Genomic DNA, 16,382 nt, shown 5'->3' on the forward strand with positions numbered 1-16,382 from the left:
TCCCGCGCCCTGACGGCACCGACGTCGGCGGGGCGACCATCGCCGAGCTCGTGGGGCGGGCCGTGCGCTATGGGCCCGGGCAGGGGTCATCCCTTCGACGACCTGCATAAATGCAGATTGACCGGCCCTGACTCACTCGATCGGGTGGGAACTTCGGGTGATCCGGTCTCCTCGGCCCGTGCCCTCGACAGAATCGGACCGGCCTTTCGGGGTCGGTCCGTCTGCCCGGTCAGGGACTCTCCATGGGGGACCAGTGGCATGATCCGCATCAACGCACGGGCGCCCACCGCGCGGGGAGCCGTACTGCCCATGGTCTGGGGAGCCGTGGCGGTCGGCTACCGGTTCGGCTGTCCCCTCGCCCAGCAGCAAGGGCTCGGCGCTCGCATCGTCACCAGTGCCGTCTTCTTCGCCGTCGGCGCCGGACTGATCGTCCACGCCCGTCGCGCGCCGCTGCGGGAACTGCGGCAGGCCCGCCGGGTGGCGCGGGCCGCGCAGAGCGTCGTTCTGCGGCCCCTGCCGCCCCGCCTCGACGGGCTGCACGTCGCCGCGGCCCAACTGTCCGCGGAACGGGGCGCGTGCGTCGGCGGGGACCTCTACGAGGCGATCGCCACCGAGCACGGGGTGCGGGTGGTGATGGGCGACGTGCGCGGCCACGGTCTGGCCGCGCTCGGCACCGTCGCCGCCGTCCTCGGGAGCTTCCGCGAGGCCGCCCACGACGAGCCCGAACTCGGCGGTGTCCTGCGCCGCCTGGAGCGCGCCCTAGCCCGCCATCTGTGCGAGCGCGCCCGCGCCGAGCACCCCGCGCACGGTTCCTCCGACCCCGACCACCCGGTCGGCGAGGAGTTCGTCACCGTGCTGCTCCTGGAGATCGACGGCGAGGGCGCGGTACGCGCCCTCAACTGCGGCCACCCCTGGCCCTACCTGCTCAGCGGCAGCCGCGTCGAGCCGCTGTCGCGCGTCGAACCGCTTCCGCCGCTGGGCGCCTTCCCGCTGCCGGCCGACCTGGCGGCCCGGGCCTGCGGCCGGCTGGTTCCGGGCGAGTTCCTGGTCCTCTTCACGGACGGCGTGGAGGACGCGCGGGACGGCCAGGGCCGGTTCTTTCCGCTGCCGAAGGCCCTCGGAGACGTCGTACGGGACCGCCCGGTCTCCGCCCAGACGGTCCTGCGCGCCCTTTTCACGGCGCTTCTGCACCACACGGCCGGCCGTCCCACGGACGATCTGGCACTCCTGGTCCTGCGGAACGACCGTGACAGGGCACGGCGCACCCCGCGGGACGGTGACGGATGCGGCTCCGCCGCGCGGGCGCGACCGGCCCAGGACAACCCCCAGCCCACAACACACCGTTAGCGGCCCCCATGTCGCCCTTCACCCGGCCAAGCCACCGCTTTTCGAGGGGGAGCCGGCGGCTTGGCCGGAAGCCCAGTCAAGCGGAAGGACACGTTGAGCGACACCGCGTGCACCCTGCGGATGCGAGCACTCCGTTCACACCCCGTGCGAAGGCGGACCCACTACGCTGAACCGCACCAGGCCATTCGGGGGGCATCCCATGCAGCCCAACACTCTGCTCGACGCGATCCTGGACGAGGCGGGGATCTCGCACGCCGGCCTTGCCGCCCATGTCAACCAGGCGGGCCGGAAACGGGGACTCGCGCTCCGCTACGAACACACCGCTGTGGCACGGTGGTTGAAGGGCCAGCGGCCGCGCGGCCAGGTCCCCGACCTGATCTGCGAGGTGCTCGCCGCCCGCCTGCACCGCCCCGTCACCCTCGACGACATCGGCCTGGGCGTGCCCGGCGAGCCCAGCACCCCGCACGCCGGCTCGCTGAACGGCTTCGTGGAGCGGGCCACCGCCCTGTGGCGCTCCGACGAACAGCAGCGGCCGCATGTGCTCGGCGCCCCCGCCGTCACCGGGACCCCGGCCGTGATGCCGGTGTGGGAGTGGGAGAACCCGCCCGAGGACGTCGACGTCTCCCGCGGCGGCCGGCACCGGGTCACCCCGGCCGACATCGAGATGCTGCGGGCCGCGCGGACGCACTACGAGCAGATGTACCGCAAGGCGGGCGGCATCGCCACCCGCAGCCGCATCGTCGGCTTCCTCAACGCCGAGGCGGCGCCGCTGCTGCGCGGCAGCTACACCGACGCCACCGGGCGCCAACTGCACCGGGCCACCGGCGGGTTGGTGGCGATCGCGGGCATCTGCGCCTACGACTCCGACGCCCACGGACTGGCCCAGCGCTACTTCCACCAGGCGCTCAGGCTGGCAAAGGCCAGCGGCGACCGGGGACTCGGGGCGTACGTCATAGCGCTGCTGGTCAACCAGTCGCTGTTCATGCGGGAGTACCGGCAGGCCGTCGCCTTCGCGGAGGCCGCGCTGCGGGCCGCCGGCAAGCACATCACCCCGGCGCTCGCCTCGGACCTGTATGCGATGCAGGCCAAGGCGTACGCCCACCTCGGCGACTCCGCCGGCGCGCTGTCCTGCATCCGGCGCGCGGAGGCGGCCGCCGAACGGATCCGGCGCGGTTACGAGCCCGACGAGACCGGCTACGTCCAGCCGGGCCTGGTCAATGTGCAGGTGGCCGAGGCGCTGCTCAGCCTCGGAGAGCTGGCAGCCGCCGGGGAGCACGCGGCGGCGGCCGTCGACAACCCGGCCCACGACCGGGGCCGCGTGCACCGGCTCGCCATGCTCAGCACCATCGAGCTGCGCCAGGGCAACGCCGACAAAGCGGTGGCCACCGCCGTGCAGATGGCGGAGCAGGCACGCGGCATGGAGTCGCAGCGGTTGCGCGACAGACTCCGCGCGGTCCGGGAACACCTGGTGCGCTGTGGCTCGGCCGGCACGGCCGAAGCCGCCGAACTCATCGACGGAGCACTGCGCGTACCGCTGTAGGCCCACTGCGGGTACACGGTCCCTGCTGCGATATTGCCACTTACTCGGCGGAAGGTGGCAGAACCGTGCAGTGGACGAAACTGAACGAACAAACCGTGTACGCAAACCGCTGGTTCAGGGTCAATCTCGCAGATGTCGAGCTGCCGGACGGCCGGCACCTCGACCACTTCCTGATCCGGCTGCGGCCCGTGGCCGTGGCCACCGTGGTCAACGACGCCAACGAGGTGCTGCTGCTGTGGCGGCACCGCTTCATCACCGACAGCTGGGGGTGGGAACTGGCCGCGGGCGTCGTCGAGGACGGCGAGGACATAGCCGACGCGGCCGCCAGGGAACTGGAGGAGGAGACCGGCTGGCGGCCGGGGCCCCTGCACCACCTGATGAGCGTGGAACCGTCCAACGGCCTCACCGACGCCCGGCACCACATCTACTGGTCCGACCGGGGCGAGTACGTCGGGCATCCCGTGGACGACTTCGAGTCGGACCGCCGGGAATGGGTTCCCCTCAAACTCGTCCCCGACATGATCGCCCGCGGGGAGGTCCCGGCCGCCAACATGGCGGCCGCGTTACTCCTGCTGCACCACGCGAGGCTCGCCGAGGGCTAGCGGGCCCGGTGCCTAGCGGCCCAGTGTCTGCCAGACCGTCACCACGAGTGCGCCCAGCGCGGTGAGCACGGCGAGGGAGGGCAGCGGCCAGCGTGCGTGTTCCAGCGAGACCATCCGGGAGTTCAGCTCGTCCAGCTCCTTGGTGGTCTCCTCGGTGCGATGGCTCAGCAGCGCCAGCCCTCCCTCGACCCGGGCGTAGGCCACATCGAGGCGGCGGCGTAATTCTGCGAGTTCTCCCTGGACCACGGGATGCTCCGGATCGGCGGTCACGGGTCCGCTCCTTTCTGTAGTCGAACGGGTGGTTCCGCATCCCTTGCATGCGCATGAGGAGTCAACTCTCCTGGTGGGCGCGTGGGGAGCGTGTGCGAGGGGCATATGCGTGCCCGGCGCGCACACGGCGTGTGAAACAAAGGGGCCCGGCACCGTGTTCGGGTGCTGTTGGTTGATTCGGGCCCTCGCGTGACGTCGGCTCCCAAGACCCGGTTGTGGTCTTGGGAGCCGACGTTGTCGTATGGGGAGGGTGTCGATGTCCATGCAGCCGGGTGGGCCGGGTGAGGTCCCGGTGGAGACGGTGCGAGTGGCGCAGGCCGCCTTCCCGAAGGGCAGTCCGGCGATCAGGGTCCGGGACGAGCTGGGAGTGCTTTTCCGGGACGAGGACTTTGCCGCTCTGTTCCCGGTCCGTGGGAAGCCTGCCTGGTCACCGGGCCGCTTAGCGCTCGTGCTGGTCCTGCAGTTCGTGGAGGGGCTCACCGACCGGCAGGCCGCTGAGACGGTCAGGGCCCGTATCGACGGGAAGTACGCGCTCGGGCCGGATCTGACCGACGCGGGGTTCGACTATTCGGTTCTCTCGGAGTTCCGGGACCGGCTGGTCGGCGCCGACGGCGGCCGGGAGGTCTTGGACGGAGTGCTGGAGGCCGCCCGGCAGCGGGGGCTGGTCACGGGCCGGGGCAGTGCGCGGACCGATTCCACGCATGTGCTGGCCGCGGTGCGTGAGCTGAACCAGCTGGAGCTGGTCGCCGAGACCCTCCGTGCGGCGTTGAACGCGGTGGCCCGCACTGAGCCCGGCTGGCTGAACGAACACGCTCCGCCCGACTGGTTCAAGCACTACGCCACCCGGGCGGAGGACTCCCGTTTCCCCAAAGCCCGCTCCGAACGCGAGCGGACGTATCAGCGGATCGGCAACGACGGGATGCGGCTGCTGCGGATGGTCTGGGCGGATGACGCGCCACCAGGTCTGCGGACGCTGCCGGAGGCGGAGGTCCTGCGGCAGGTGTGGGTCCAGCACTTCCACCTGGTCGACGGCGAGGTGACCCGCCGTGGCCCAAAAGACCGGCCGCCGGGCGCGACGCGCCTGGTCACCCCGTATGACATCGAGGCTGGTGACGGAGGCAAGCGGGAGGTGTTCCGGGACGGTGACAAGGTCCGTCTGACCGAGACGTGTGAGCCGGACACGGTGCACCTGGTCACCAACGTGACCACCACCACCGGCGCTGTCGCCGACCAGCGGATGGCCGCGGTCGTGCACGCCGGCCCGGCCAGGCGGGAACTGCTGCCCGGCGAGCACTGGGTGGACACCGGCTACACCGGCGCCGATGCCCTGACCGCTGCCACACCGTGATCACGGTGTCGCACTGCACGGCCCGATGAAGTCGGTGACCGTTCCGCACGCCCGCACCGACTACAGCCAGGACACCTTCATCATCGACTGGGCCAACCAGCAGGTGACCTGCCCGAACGGGGTCACCAGCACCCAGTGGCACCAGCGCCGCACTGAAGGCGGCCTGCCCACCATCCGCGTCCGCTTCTCACCCACCGACTGCCGCGCCTGCCCCGCCCTGCGGGCGTGTGTCAACTCTCCCCAGGCCGAACGCCGGGAGATCAACATCAAACCCCGCGAGGAATACGAAGCCCTCCACAACGCCCGCAAGCTCCAGCAGACCGACGAGTGGAAAGCCCGCTACAAGATCTGCGCGGGTGTTGAGGGGACCATCTCTCAAGCAGTGAACGCCTGCGGCCTGCGCGGATCCCGCTGCCGCGGACTGGCGAAGACCAGCCTCCAGCACCAGATCACCGGTGCCGCACTCAACCTCATCCCGCCTGGCTCACCCACACGCCCCGAGCCCGCACCCGCACCAGCCCCCTGGCAGCACTTCGCCCCGCCGCATAGCTGCGAGGCGAAGGCCGGGAGTGTCCAATAGACGGCGGATCTGATGATCAAGGAGATGCGTCTGATGACGGAGACCGCCGTGGAGAACGAGCAGGCTGCGCAGGTGGTTCAGGCACCGCCGAGTGCGGTGTCGGACGAGCAGCTCGTCGCGATGCTCGTCGACCGGGCCCGGAATGAGGGCCTGCAACTGACCGGCGAAGGTGGGCTGTTGCAGCAGCTGACCAAGCGGGTCCTCGAGTCGGCTCTGGAAGGCGAGATCACTGATCACGTCGGCTATGAGAAGCACGACCCGGCCGGGAAGAACAACGGCAACAGCCGCAACGGCACCCGGGCCAAGACCGTGCTGACCGACGTCGGCCCGGTCGAGGTCAAGGTGCCTCGCGATACCGCCGGCACCTTCGAGCCGCAAATCATCAAGAAGCGGCAGCGCCGCCTGACCGGCGTCGACGAGATGGTGCTCTCCCTGTCCGCGAAGGGCCTCACCCACGGCGAGATATCGGCCCATCTCGCCGAGGTCTACGGCGCCGAGGTGTCCAAACAGACCATCTCCACCATCACCGACAAGGTGATGGACGGCATGGCCGAATGGCAGAACCGGCCCCTCGACCGCGTCTACCCGGTCCTGTTCGTGGACGCCATCAACGTCAAGATCAGGGACGGGAAGGTCGCGAACCGTCCCATCTACGTGGTGATGGCGGTGACCGTGGACGGCACCCGCGACATCCTCGGCATCTGGGCCGGCGACGGCGGCGGGGGCGCCAAATACTGGCTGCACGTGTTCACCGAGCTGAAGAACCGCGGCCTGGACGACGTGCTGATGCTGGTCTGCGACTGTGAGGATGAGTGTGTTCCGCACGGGACCGTGGCCTGACCCGGTCTGCGACTGACCAAGGTGTCCTGAGCTCCGATCTGTCGGTCATGGTCTCGTGCGGGGCTTGCTGCCGCCGGCCCGGTGGGCGTGTCCCGATAGGGGCCTTCGCGACAGGCACCCTCACAGTCCTGACCGCCCGACCGGTCCGGCGACGGCCATCCGTCCCGCACTGGTCGAGGAGACACATGACCATCCTCAGCATGCCGCACAGCGGCGGCATGACGCAGCCACCCGCCGAATCCGCCACGGTGGTGCTCGGCGTCGATACCCACAAAGACATGCACGTCGCGGCCGTCGTGAGCGTTCTTGGCGCTCTGCTGGGTACGCAGGCATTCCCTGCCACGGTGGCCGGATACCGCGAACTGTTGTGCTGGGCCAGGTCGTTGGGCTTCATCCGGCAGGCCGGCGTGGAGGGGACTGGCTCCTACGGCGCCGGGCTGGCCCGACACCTGGCCGCCGAGGGTATTGAGGTCATCGAGGTCAACCGGCCAGACCGGGCAGCCCGGCGCCGTTCGGGCAAGACCGACGCAGTCGACGCCGAGGCGGCCGCCCGGGCCGTGCTGGGAGGCCGAGCCACCGGCAGCCCGAAGAGCAAGGACGGTCCGGTTGAAGAGCTCCGCGTGCTGAAGGTTGTCAAGGACTCAGCGGTCCGCAACCGCACCCAGGCCATCAACCAGCTCAAGGCCCTCCTGGTCAGCGCGCCGCCACAGCTGCGCGAGTCCCTCGCCGGGCTCTCGAACCCGACACTATTCAAGGCGTGCGCCGCCCTGGATCCACAGGTCGGCGCGGTGCACCAGGCCCTGCACCTGCTGGCCCACCGCATCAAACAACTCTCCGCTGAGGCCACCACGCTCACCCGGAAGATCACTGCCATCATCCAGGTGCACAACCCGCAGCTGCTGGAACTCACCGGGGTCGGCCCGGACAGCGCCGCCATCTTGCTCATAGCGGCAGGTGACAACCACGACCGCCTCCGCGACGAGGCATCCTTCGCTGCTCTGTGCGGAGTCAGCCCAGTCGAACGCTCCTCGGGCAAGAGCCAACGCCGCCGTCTAAACCGCGGCGGGAACCGGCAGGCCAACGCAGCCCTCTACCGCATCGTGCTCTCCCGGCTGCGCTGGGAGGAACGATCCCGAACCTATCTCCAGCGGCGCACAGCGGAGGGCAAGACGAAGCGGGAGGTCATCCGGTGCCTGAAGAGGTACATCGCCCGCGAGATCCACCGAGCCATCGCGTCTGCCCCACTGCCGGTTCCCGGCCGCCTGGCGGCTTGACGAACCATAGGGGCATCGGGCTCAAGGGCCTGCCCGAGGCCGTGGAGACCGTCTGGCCTCGCACGATCGTCCAAACGTGCGTGGTTCACCTGCTGCGGAACTCGTTCCGCTACGCGGCCCGCCAGGACTGGGACAAGGTCGCCAAGGCCCTCAAGCCCGTCTACTCCGCACCCAGCGAGGATGCGGCCACCGAGCGGTTCCTGGAGTTCCAGGAGTCCTGGGGCCGGAAGTATCCGGCGATCGTGAAGCTGTGGTCCGACGCCTGGGCCGAGTTCGTTCCCTTCCTCTCCTTCGACGTCGAGATCCGCAAGGTCATCTGCAGCACGAACGCCATCGAGAGCGTCAACGCCCGCATCCGCAGAGCCGTCCGCGCCCGCGGACACTTCCCCAACGAGGCCGCCGCGTTGAAGTGCATCTACATGGCGCTCATGAGCCTGGACCCAACGGGCACGGGCCGCAAGCGGTGGACCATGCGCTGGAAGGCACCCCTGAACGCCTTCCAGATCGCCTTCGAGGGCCGTCTCACCCCCAGCAACAACTGACACCTCAACAACCAAGATCAGCCGTTAAGTTGACACACCCGGCCTAGCGCCCGCGTCTGAGTACAAGTGCTCAGGCGCTTCATCATTCCTGGGTGTTGGGTGGTGGCATGCCTGACGAGTCGTCGGCCTCCTGGCTGCGGGCGGAGCGGCGCTACGTGGGTGGCCTGTTCTCGGTCGCTCCCCGCTACGGGGCGGCCGTGGACTGTCACTGGTGGTAGCTAGAGTTGCTTGTACGGCTTCGGGTGTTCAGTTGTTTCGACGGTGCGGGGAGGACGTTGTGTTGCCGAGCGATGGCGGGTCGGCGTCGGGCACGTCGTCGTGGGTTTCCGGTCTGTTCGACGTGGCACGTGAGGCCGTCGCCGATGTGGCCACGGAACTGTCGTCCTTCACCACCTTCCAGACTCGCGTCGACGCCCTGATCCATGACCTGAAGGGCTCGCAGGCAGGTGCGGGCAAGATCGGGCAGGAGCAGCTCGCCCGCCATCAGTTCGGGGGCGGAGCCGGTGCGTGGTCGGAGGCGGCCGGGCTGTTCAGCGCGTACGAAGCGGTGATCAGCGAGCTGGAGACGCTGTCGAAGCTGCTGTCGGACTCCATGGAAGGCATGGGCATCGCGGTCATGGCCTCGCACAAGGGCTACCAGAACGTCGACCTGGACGTCCGCGACCGTATGGCGGCGATCAGCACAGAGACGACGAAGTACTACGGCGGCAGTTACGACCCTGAGGGGTCGAACAAGGGCCACGGCGACGGGAACGGGACGCAGACGGGGCAGCCGTCGGCGCCGGCGGGTGGCGACGCGGGCGGTTCGATCTGATGGATCTGGTGGAGCGGACGGGGACGGGGGAGTTCTGATGCCTGGCAAGGGATCCGGCGGCGGTACGTCCTTCGAGGACATGAGTCACGAGCAGATGCTGGCGTGGCTTGACCAGGCCGACGCCGGCACGGTGCAGGCCGCCGCGGACCGACTCACCGCGGCCGCCGAGGAGATCCGCAAGATCGCCGAGGAGCTCAAGGTCCGTCCGCAGTGGGTGGAATGGAAGGGTGAGGGCGCACACGCGTTTCGCACCTGGTCTGCTGACCTGGCCAACTCCACTCTCCGACTTGGGGACTTCAGCGAAGGCGCTGGGAAGTGGCTGAGGGAGGCTTCCGGGGCGATCGCACAGGCGCAGGCATCCATTCCGCGCGACACCAAGGGCGCGCAGGCGAACCTGGACGCGGCGAATGCGGCGCACAACGACCCGGACGCGGCGGCGGTCAGCGCCAAGGCCAAGAGCGAGCTGGCTGCGCTGGCGGCGCACAAGGAGAAGGTCCGCCTGGAGGCGGCGGCGCAGATGCGGAAGCTGGGGCAGACCTACGAGTGGTCGGCCACGCAGATGAACGGGCTGGAGCGGCCCAAGTTTCCGCCGCCGCCGAAAGCGATCGTGCCGCCGTCGGGATCCCTCACCGTGGGCCGGGACAGCAGCGTCGTCGGCCCGGCGAGAAGCGGCGGCGGTCATGTTCCCGCGGTGACTGGCGTGCCCTCGCATGTAGCCGATCAGGGACCGGCAACGCACTCGAGCTCCGGCTCCGTATCGCGGTCGGCGACTTCGCCCGATCACGCGAGCTTGTGGCAGCATCCTCGGCTGAGCGAGGCCGAGCCACCTTCCAGGATGGGCATCGACTCCGTGGGCACGCTGCCTCATGCGCCGCGCACGCCGGTGGGCCCGGCTGGTGGTCTCCCTGACGTCGGTCGGGCCGACGCCCCGGCTCCAGCGCAGCCTGCGATCATCCCTCCTGCGTTCGGGGGCGGCACCAGAACACCTGCGGGGCCGGTGGGGCCGGTCAGGCCGGTAACCGGCTCGGTGACGCCGGGTAGAGACGTCACTGGTCCGCTGCAGCGAGGAGGAGTGCCAGCCGGCCCGGCAGGTCCGGGGCGGGGGGCGATTCCCGGACGGACGCCCTTGGCGCCAGGCGAGGAAGTCCCGACGCCGAATCCCGGACGAGTGCCGAGCGGCGGCGGCAACGGCATTGTCGGGGGCCGTCCGACCGTGCCTCCTACGGGCCGGTCGACAGGGGCCATCCCCCGGGGAACGGTGGTGGGTACGGAGGGCCCGACTGCGACTGCCCGCGGTCCGGTGGGGCGTCCTACGACAGGCAGCGGTGGCCCTGCGCCCCAGCCAGTCGGTCGCGCTGCTGGGACCCCCGGTGGTCGCACCGTGTCTCCCAACAGAGGAGTCGTCGGTGGCAGCACGCAGGAGTCGTCTCGCACGGGTCGCCCGCCAGCGCTGGGAAACGCAAATGGGTCCCTGAACTCGGGAGCTCCAGTGCGAGGGGGCATCTCTGGTGGTGCGCCCACTTCCAAGCGGTCAGGCAACAGCCGCGCCAGTGCGGCTCCGCGCGAGACGTCTTCAGGATCTTCAGACCGACTGCGCAGCACCGCAGCCACCCCTGGCGGCCGCCAGGCCAAGGAGCAGCGGACTCGGAAGGACGACCGCCGTTCCGCTCGTCCGACCTCCGAGTGACCGCCCGCGAACAGCGAAGGAAAGCCATGCTCTTCAAGAGGACCCGACTGGGGCGCTGTAAGGCCGCAGCATCAGCCGTGCTGGGCCTGCTGCTGGTAGGCGCCGCTGGCCAGCCGGCGTGTGCCGAGGGGATGCGTGCGCAGCAGTGGTTCCTCGACGCCATGAAGGCGGAGCAGATGTGGCGCACGAGCACCGGCAAGGGCATCACGGTCGCCGTGATCGACACAGGAGTGAACGCGGCCAACGCTGACCTGAAGGGGCGCGTCCTGCGGGGAATGGACTTCGCAGAGGGCCAGCCAGGAGACGAGCACACCGACTACGACGGTCACGGAACGGGCATGGCTGGTCTCATCGCCGGGACCGGAGCCGCTGACGGCGGAAACGGCGCCTTCGGGCTCGCCCCGGGGACCAAGATCCTCCCGGTACGCATGCCGAAGTCCACAACAGTGGCCAACGAGGCCGCGTCCATCGAGCAGTTCAACCAGGTGCTCCCGAAGGCGATCCGCTACGCGGCGGACGCGGGTGCAAAGGTCATCAACATCTCGATGGCAGCCGAGGGGGGCTCGCCCGACGTAACCGCCGCAGTCAAGTACGCGTTGGGGAAGGGAGCGTTGGTCTTCGCGGGCGTCGGCAACAGCGGTGATAAGGGAAATCCGGTCGAGTACCCCGCAGCGACGCCCGGTGTCGTCGGCGTGGCCGCGGTGGGTAAGGATCTCCGGCGTACCTCGTGGTCCGAGTACGGTCCTCAGGTGGACATGTCCGCTCCAGGTACTGACATGGTCGCCGCCTGCACCAGCGCTACGGGCTTCTGCAAGACCGACGGCACCAGCGATGCCACCGCTATCGCCTCCGCCAGCGCCGCCCTGATCTGGTCCAAGCACCCTGACTGGACCAACAACCAGGTCCTCCGCGTGATGCTCAATACCATCGGCGCCCCCAGGGACGGCGCCAAGCGCAACGACTCCATCGGCTACGGCATCGTCCGTCCGCGAATCGCCCTCCAAGACCCCGGTGACCCAGGCCCCGCCGACGTGTATCCGCTCCCGGACTTCAAAACGGCGGTCTCCAAGTCGGCTTCACCGGGAGCCTCAGGACCCGCAGGCTCCGATGCTGGGGCAAAGGATGGCAACACGTCAGCAACGGGGTCAGCGTCCGAGGACAGCAGTACCTTCGGGATCGTGCTGGGCGTCGGCGCTGTCGTAATTCTTGGAGCAGCGGGCGCAGTGGTCACCGTCGCTCGCAAGCGCCGCGTTTCCCCCGTCTCGCCGTCCGCGCATGCGGCGCCTCGAGGCCACTACCCGGGCTCGGTAGCGGGCTCCACACCGTACCCGCCTGCACCCACCGGTGGGCCGGGCAGCGTGCCTCCACCGGATCGAGGTCCAGGTTCTGTCTGAGTACGGATACTCAGACGCCTTGGTGACCGATACGGATGGGTGCGTGACGGACAGCCATTAGCGTTCTTATCGATCACCGAAGTGTTGCGGTCGCACGTTCACAACAACTCATCTGGCAGAGCGACACCTGGGGAGGGGACCACGCATGGCGTGGGAGGAGTGGGAGCAGCTCAAGGCCGCAGCGGCCGAGCGTCACGGGACACGGATGCAGCTCAACCACCTGCCAGATGGCCCGGGAGGTGGCGGTTCGGGCGGCAGCGGCGCCTCCGGCAAGTTGAGGTCCGACAAGGCCGCCTGGTCCCACACAAGCGAAGGTGTCGCGGACGTGCGGGACAGCATCGGAAAGGCGATGACAAAGCTTGAACACGGCCAGACCGGCCTCGGTAAGACGACGGGATGCCTGACCGCGGTGGCGCACAAGAGTGTGTACGACTCCTGGGAGCGCCGCGTGAAGGACATCAGCGACCTGTGCGGCGGGCTCGCGGGCGTGCTGGAGAAGACGGGCCACGACCAGCTGAGGACAGACGAGGCCATCAAGGCGGAGATCGACAAGCTGAAGGTGCATTCCGAGGAGGCGTCCGCCGCCGGCGGCCCGGGTAAGGGCCGGTGACGTAGAACATGGACCTCAAGACACTCAAGGCCATCAACCCGTCGGAATACGCAGACGCGGCGGACGGGTATCGCTCGATGAGCGACGCGGCTGGAGCGGCCAGAGATCGCGTCGACAAGCACATCACCAAGAACATGCGGGAGGCCAACGAGGGAGAGGCCGCGACCGCAGCACTCAAAAAGCTCAACGAGCTGTCGCAGAATTTTCACTACACAGAAGCCGAATGTGGTCTGATCAGCGGAGCACTCACCGGCTTCTCATCCGAAATCACAGCCCCCAGGCGACGCCTGCTCGAAGCGCTGGATGACGCGAACTCTCTGGGATACACCGTCGGCTCGGATGGGCGGGTCACGTATCCCGCAGGCGGCCAGAACGGACTGACCGGAGAGGAGATCGCCGGCGGAACGGTCACCGGGTTCAACGGCATCTACAGCCGCGGACCCGGCCCGGACATGACCGGCCTGCGCAGCCCCAACCCGAACCGTGCGAAGGCACAGGACGTGGCCAACCGGATTGCCCATGCCATTCAGGAGGCCACGGAGATCGACGACCGCTACAGCAAGGCGCTGGACAAGCTGAAGGCCGCACCGGGTCTGACCGTCGACACCAAGACGTGGGCCGACGTGGCGTCCGACGTTGACGCCGTCAGCTCGGCGGCAACTCAATACCTTCTGGACCACATCCCGATGGACAAGTCGCCGGCCGACATCACCAGGTGGTGGAACAGCCTCAGCGATGAGGAGCGGGATGAGTACAAGAGGGCTTTTCCTGAGGTCATCGGTAACCTAGATGGCATACCCGCGGTGGTGCGTGACGAGGCGAATCGCGAGAATATCCAGACGCTGATCGCGAAGCTGGAAGGTCAGCACGACGACGCATCCCAGACGAAACTGGACGGCTTGAAAGGCATCCAAGAGAAGCTTCTCGCGGGCAGCGACCCACCTATGTATCTCCTTGGCATCGGCGATGAAGGTAACGGCAGGGCAATTGTTGCCTACGGTAATCCGGACACAGCGAAGAATGTGTCTGCCTATGTTCCAGGGCTCACCGCGAGGCTTGACGGAGATTTCGCCGGCGGGACAATGAAGCGCGCCCAGGACACGGCCCTGACAGCCAGGGAAGTTTCCCCGCACAGCTCTACTTCGTCGATCGTCTGGCTTGGTTATGACGCACCCCAGCTCAGTGCGGGCGACTTCCTGAGCAGCAGGAGCGTCATGTTCAGAGACGATGCTGAGGCGGGAGCACCCGCTTACAACCAATTCATGGCTGGGATTTCGGCGACACACGAAAACGGCGATCCTCACATCACAGCCATCGGCCATTCGTACGGATCACTCACCGTCGGCCTTGCGGCCCAGGAGAAGGGCGGCATCCCAGGAGCCGATGACATCATTCTCGTGGGAAGCCCGGGCACAGGGGCAAATTCTGCGGACCAGCTGAATGTGGGTAAGGGCCACGTGTTCGTGGGCGCAGCCGAACACGATATCGTCACTGGACTTCCTTCCAAGGGGCAGGTCGCTGGCGGGGTCGTCGGGGGTGTGCTGGGGGCTTTCGCAGGCGCGCCGGAAGTCGGTGCTGCAGCTGGTGCGAGCGCGAGTGATCCGAACGGCGACGATCTCTGGTTCGGCAAGGATCCTGCCAGCAAGGCTTTCGGTGCTACGCGGTTCGAGGTGAGTGACGGGCCTACGGTTTTCGAGGATCAAGGGAAGATGAAAGCCCACTCCAACTACTTCAACCCTGCAAAAGATCAGATGTCAGCGGACAATATTGCAAGGATTGTTGTCGGCAAATCTGACGAGATCGTTCGGGAGCAGCCGCGGTGAGAACTGTATACCCTGGAATTCTACTTGGTGCTTTGCTGTTGACTGGATGCAGCTCTTCGGACGGAACGTCTGTAGGTGACTCGAAAAAAATGAACATGCAAGAGGCTGCAGAGCGTGCCGACAAGATCCTTGACGGCACGTTCGCCGCGATCAAGCCGACAGTTCATTGGACCCATGGCGAGTCAACTCAGGGTAGTTGTGACGTATCGAGGCGGCGGGCAGTAATGACTGTAATTTCGGAGGCGCGGAGAGGAAGCTTCCTGGGTGTGGTGGAGCGCTACTGGAAATCGCAAGGATACAACCAGATCGGCGTGAACCGGAACGTTAAAAGTCCGGCCATGTATTTTCAGACGCCAGATGAATTTAACGTCCGTCTCTTGATTGGCGACAACGGGCAGGCATTCTTCGAAGTGGCAACGCCGTGTGTGGAAAAGTCATCGGTGTCACCACCCACCTCAAAGACAGTTGGACCGAATTATGCAGGAAAGCAGATTCCGGACCCGAATGTCCACTCCGACTTCTGGTCATCCGGTGGTCCTTCGTCCTCCCCGAGCAGGTCGTGACGAACGGAAGGAAGCCAGGGTCGTCGACAGTGGACGGGTCCCTTGGGACTCCGCGCCGTGGAACCCGTGACCCCGGTGGAGGACGCGCAGGGCTCCGCTGTTCTCGCGGTTGGTCCCGGAGTCGGGGGGATGGGCCCGACTCCGAAGTCGGCGGTGGTGGGCGGCTCGTTACGGGTGGCGGGTACGCCTGCAGGCACGGTTTCCGGTGATCATGGAGTGTCGAGTTCACTGATCACCACAACGGAAGACCGTCCCTGCTGCGCCATCATCACCCATCCCCGTCGGGCTGGGCCAACTCGCGGGCTGTGATCCGGCCTGCCCCGATGGACTGCCTGACCTTCTGGCCCGGCTGTCCCGCGTGCCCGACCCGCGCCGCCGCCGGGGCTGCCGTCACCCGCTGCCGTATGTCCTGGCGGTCGCCGCCTGCGCGGTCCTGGCAGGAGCGAAGTCCCTCGCCGCGATCGCCGAGTGGGCTACCGATGCCTATGACCGGCTGCTGTTCTGCTGCGGGGCCGTGCTGCGTGATCCGGACCGGCCCTGCCGGGCACCCAGCGAGGCAACGGTGCGCCGAGTGCTGCAGCACATCGACGGCTTGCCCGGACGGCGGCCCGGGGTGCCGGGGTCGCTCGCCCTCGGGGTGGGCAGCAGCGACGCTGCCGCACTCGGCAGCGTCATGTCCCCGTTGCCGTGCCGCTGGTTCGGCGAGCCCTTGATCCCGTCCGATGCCTTCGGCGTGGGCAGCAGCCACTCCACCTCGTCGGCCAGGTTCGGGCCGTGGCCGCCGCTCTTCCTCTTCGACGGGTGCTGGGAGCCGCCGTTCTTGCCGATGTTGCTCGTCGGGGTCTTGAGCAGGGTGCTCGGCGGGCCAGGCGGTGAGAAAGGTGCGCTCGCGACGATGGGGGGCTCCGACGTCGGAGGCACGAAGCACGAGCCACCTCGCGTCGTACCGGAGATCGGCCAGGGAGCCGAGTACGGCACCAAGTGCCCGCACAGAAGGCTGGGTTGGGTCGTCTCCCAGACACCACGGGCAGAATTCCACGTCGCCAGGGGAACCGGCGGGCGAGGTGAGGAGACCTCGGACATTCTCGATCACCACCAAGCAGGGGCGGAGGGCTTCGACCGCACGGGCGACGTGCAGCCACAGCCCC

General features: G+C 68.0%; 11 protein-coding genes and 5 pseudogenes. 13 read left to right on the plus strand and 3 right to left on the minus strand.

Annotation, left to right across the window (positions count from 1 at the left end):
* Nucleotides 1-258 precede the first annotated feature (258 nt).
* The 3 genes from AC5WRT_RS16545 (at nucleotide 259) to AC5WRT_RS16555 (ending at nucleotide 3,489) form a co-directional block, all read left to right on the plus strand.
* A complete protein-coding gene (locus AC5WRT_RS16545) occupies nucleotides 259-1,347 on the plus strand; it encodes a PP2C family protein-serine/threonine phosphatase (protein ID WP_496094767.1) in 1,089 nt (362 codons plus the stop codon).
* A gap of 199 nt (nucleotides 1,348-1,546) precedes the next feature.
* Nucleotides 1,547-2,887, plus strand: a complete 1,341-nt coding sequence (locus AC5WRT_RS16550) for an NsdA family TPR-like regulatory protein (protein ID WP_496094768.1) — start codon at nucleotides 1,547-1,549, stop codon at nucleotides 2,885-2,887.
* A 65-nt stretch (nucleotides 2,888-2,952) separates the two neighbouring features.
* A complete protein-coding gene (locus AC5WRT_RS16555) occupies nucleotides 2,953-3,489 on the plus strand; it encodes an NUDIX hydrolase (RefSeq protein ID WP_496094769.1) in 537 nt (178 codons plus the stop codon).
* Between the two features lie 12 nt (nucleotides 3,490-3,501).
* Here the strand turns inward: AC5WRT_RS16555 and AC5WRT_RS16560 are convergent, their stop codons facing one another.
* Complete coding sequence (locus AC5WRT_RS16560) at nucleotides 3,502-3,759, minus strand: hypothetical protein (protein ID WP_496094770.1); 258 nt, start codon at nucleotides 3,757-3,759, stop codon at nucleotides 3,502-3,504.
* 256 nt (nucleotides 3,760-4,015) lie between these two features.
* Between AC5WRT_RS16560 and AC5WRT_RS16565 the strand changes: the two are divergent.
* The 10 genes and pseudogenes from AC5WRT_RS16565 to AC5WRT_RS16610 all read left to right on the plus strand — a co-directional run.
* Nucleotides 4,016-5,656, plus strand: a pseudogene (locus AC5WRT_RS16565) (transposase).
* A gap of 151 nt (nucleotides 5,657-5,807) precedes the next feature.
* Nucleotides 5,808-6,488, plus strand: a pseudogene (locus AC5WRT_RS16570) (IS256 family transposase); the annotation flags it as partial.
* 224 nt (nucleotides 6,489-6,712) lie between these two features.
* Nucleotides 6,713-7,801, plus strand: coding sequence for an IS110 family RNA-guided transposase (locus tag AC5WRT_RS16575; protein ID WP_496098918.1), 1,089 nt, complete (start codon nucleotides 6,713-6,715; stop codon nucleotides 7,799-7,801).
* A 17-nt stretch (nucleotides 7,802-7,818) separates the two neighbouring features.
* Nucleotides 7,819-8,343 (plus strand): annotated as a pseudogene (locus AC5WRT_RS16580) (IS256 family transposase); the annotation flags it as partial.
* Between the two features lie 340 nt (nucleotides 8,344-8,683).
* Complete coding sequence (locus AC5WRT_RS16585) at nucleotides 8,684-9,157, plus strand: DUF2563 family protein (protein WP_496097286.1); 474 nt, start codon at nucleotides 8,684-8,686, stop codon at nucleotides 9,155-9,157.
* Between the two features lie 1,713 nt (nucleotides 9,158-10,870).
* Nucleotides 10,871-12,238: a type VII secretion-associated serine protease mycosin gene (mycP, locus tag AC5WRT_RS16590; RefSeq protein WP_496097285.1), complete on the plus strand. Its 1,368-nt coding sequence runs from the start codon at nucleotides 10,871-10,873 to the stop codon at nucleotides 12,236-12,238.
* Between the two features lie 145 nt (nucleotides 12,239-12,383).
* Entirely contained in the window at nucleotides 12,384-12,848 is a 465-nt protein-coding gene (locus AC5WRT_RS16595; protein ID WP_496097284.1) for a hypothetical protein, read from the plus strand.
* Nucleotides 12,849-12,856: 8 nt separating this feature from the next.
* Entirely contained in the window at nucleotides 12,857-14,671 is a 1,815-nt protein-coding gene (locus AC5WRT_RS16600) for an alpha/beta hydrolase (protein WP_496097283.1), read from the plus strand.
* Nucleotides 14,672-14,760: 89 nt separating this feature from the next.
* Nucleotides 14,761-15,234: a hypothetical protein gene (locus AC5WRT_RS16605; protein ID WP_496097282.1), complete on the plus strand. Its 474-nt coding sequence runs from the start codon at nucleotides 14,761-14,763 to the stop codon at nucleotides 15,232-15,234.
* Nucleotides 15,235-15,592: 358 nt separating this feature from the next.
* Nucleotides 15,593-15,763: pseudogene (locus tag AC5WRT_RS16610) on the plus strand (transposase family protein); the annotation flags it as partial.
* On the opposite strand, the gene AC5WRT_RS16615 reads toward AC5WRT_RS16610, so the two are convergent.
* Nucleotides 15,718-16,155 carry a hypothetical protein gene (locus tag AC5WRT_RS16615; RefSeq protein WP_496097290.1) on the minus strand — a complete coding sequence of 146 codons (438 nt, stop codon included), beginning with the start codon at nucleotides 16,153-16,155 and terminating at the stop codon, nucleotides 15,718-15,720. The pseudogene AC5WRT_RS16610 and the gene AC5WRT_RS16615 sit on opposite strands and share 46 nt — an antisense overlap.
* Nucleotides 16,100-16,378: pseudogene (locus AC5WRT_RS16620) on the minus strand (DNA cytosine methyltransferase); the annotation flags it as partial. The gene AC5WRT_RS16615 and the pseudogene AC5WRT_RS16620, both read right to left, overlap by 56 nt.
* Nucleotides 16,379-16,382: the final 4 nt, after the last annotated feature.

This window comes from Streptomyces sp. NTD91, from assembly GCF_059510455.1.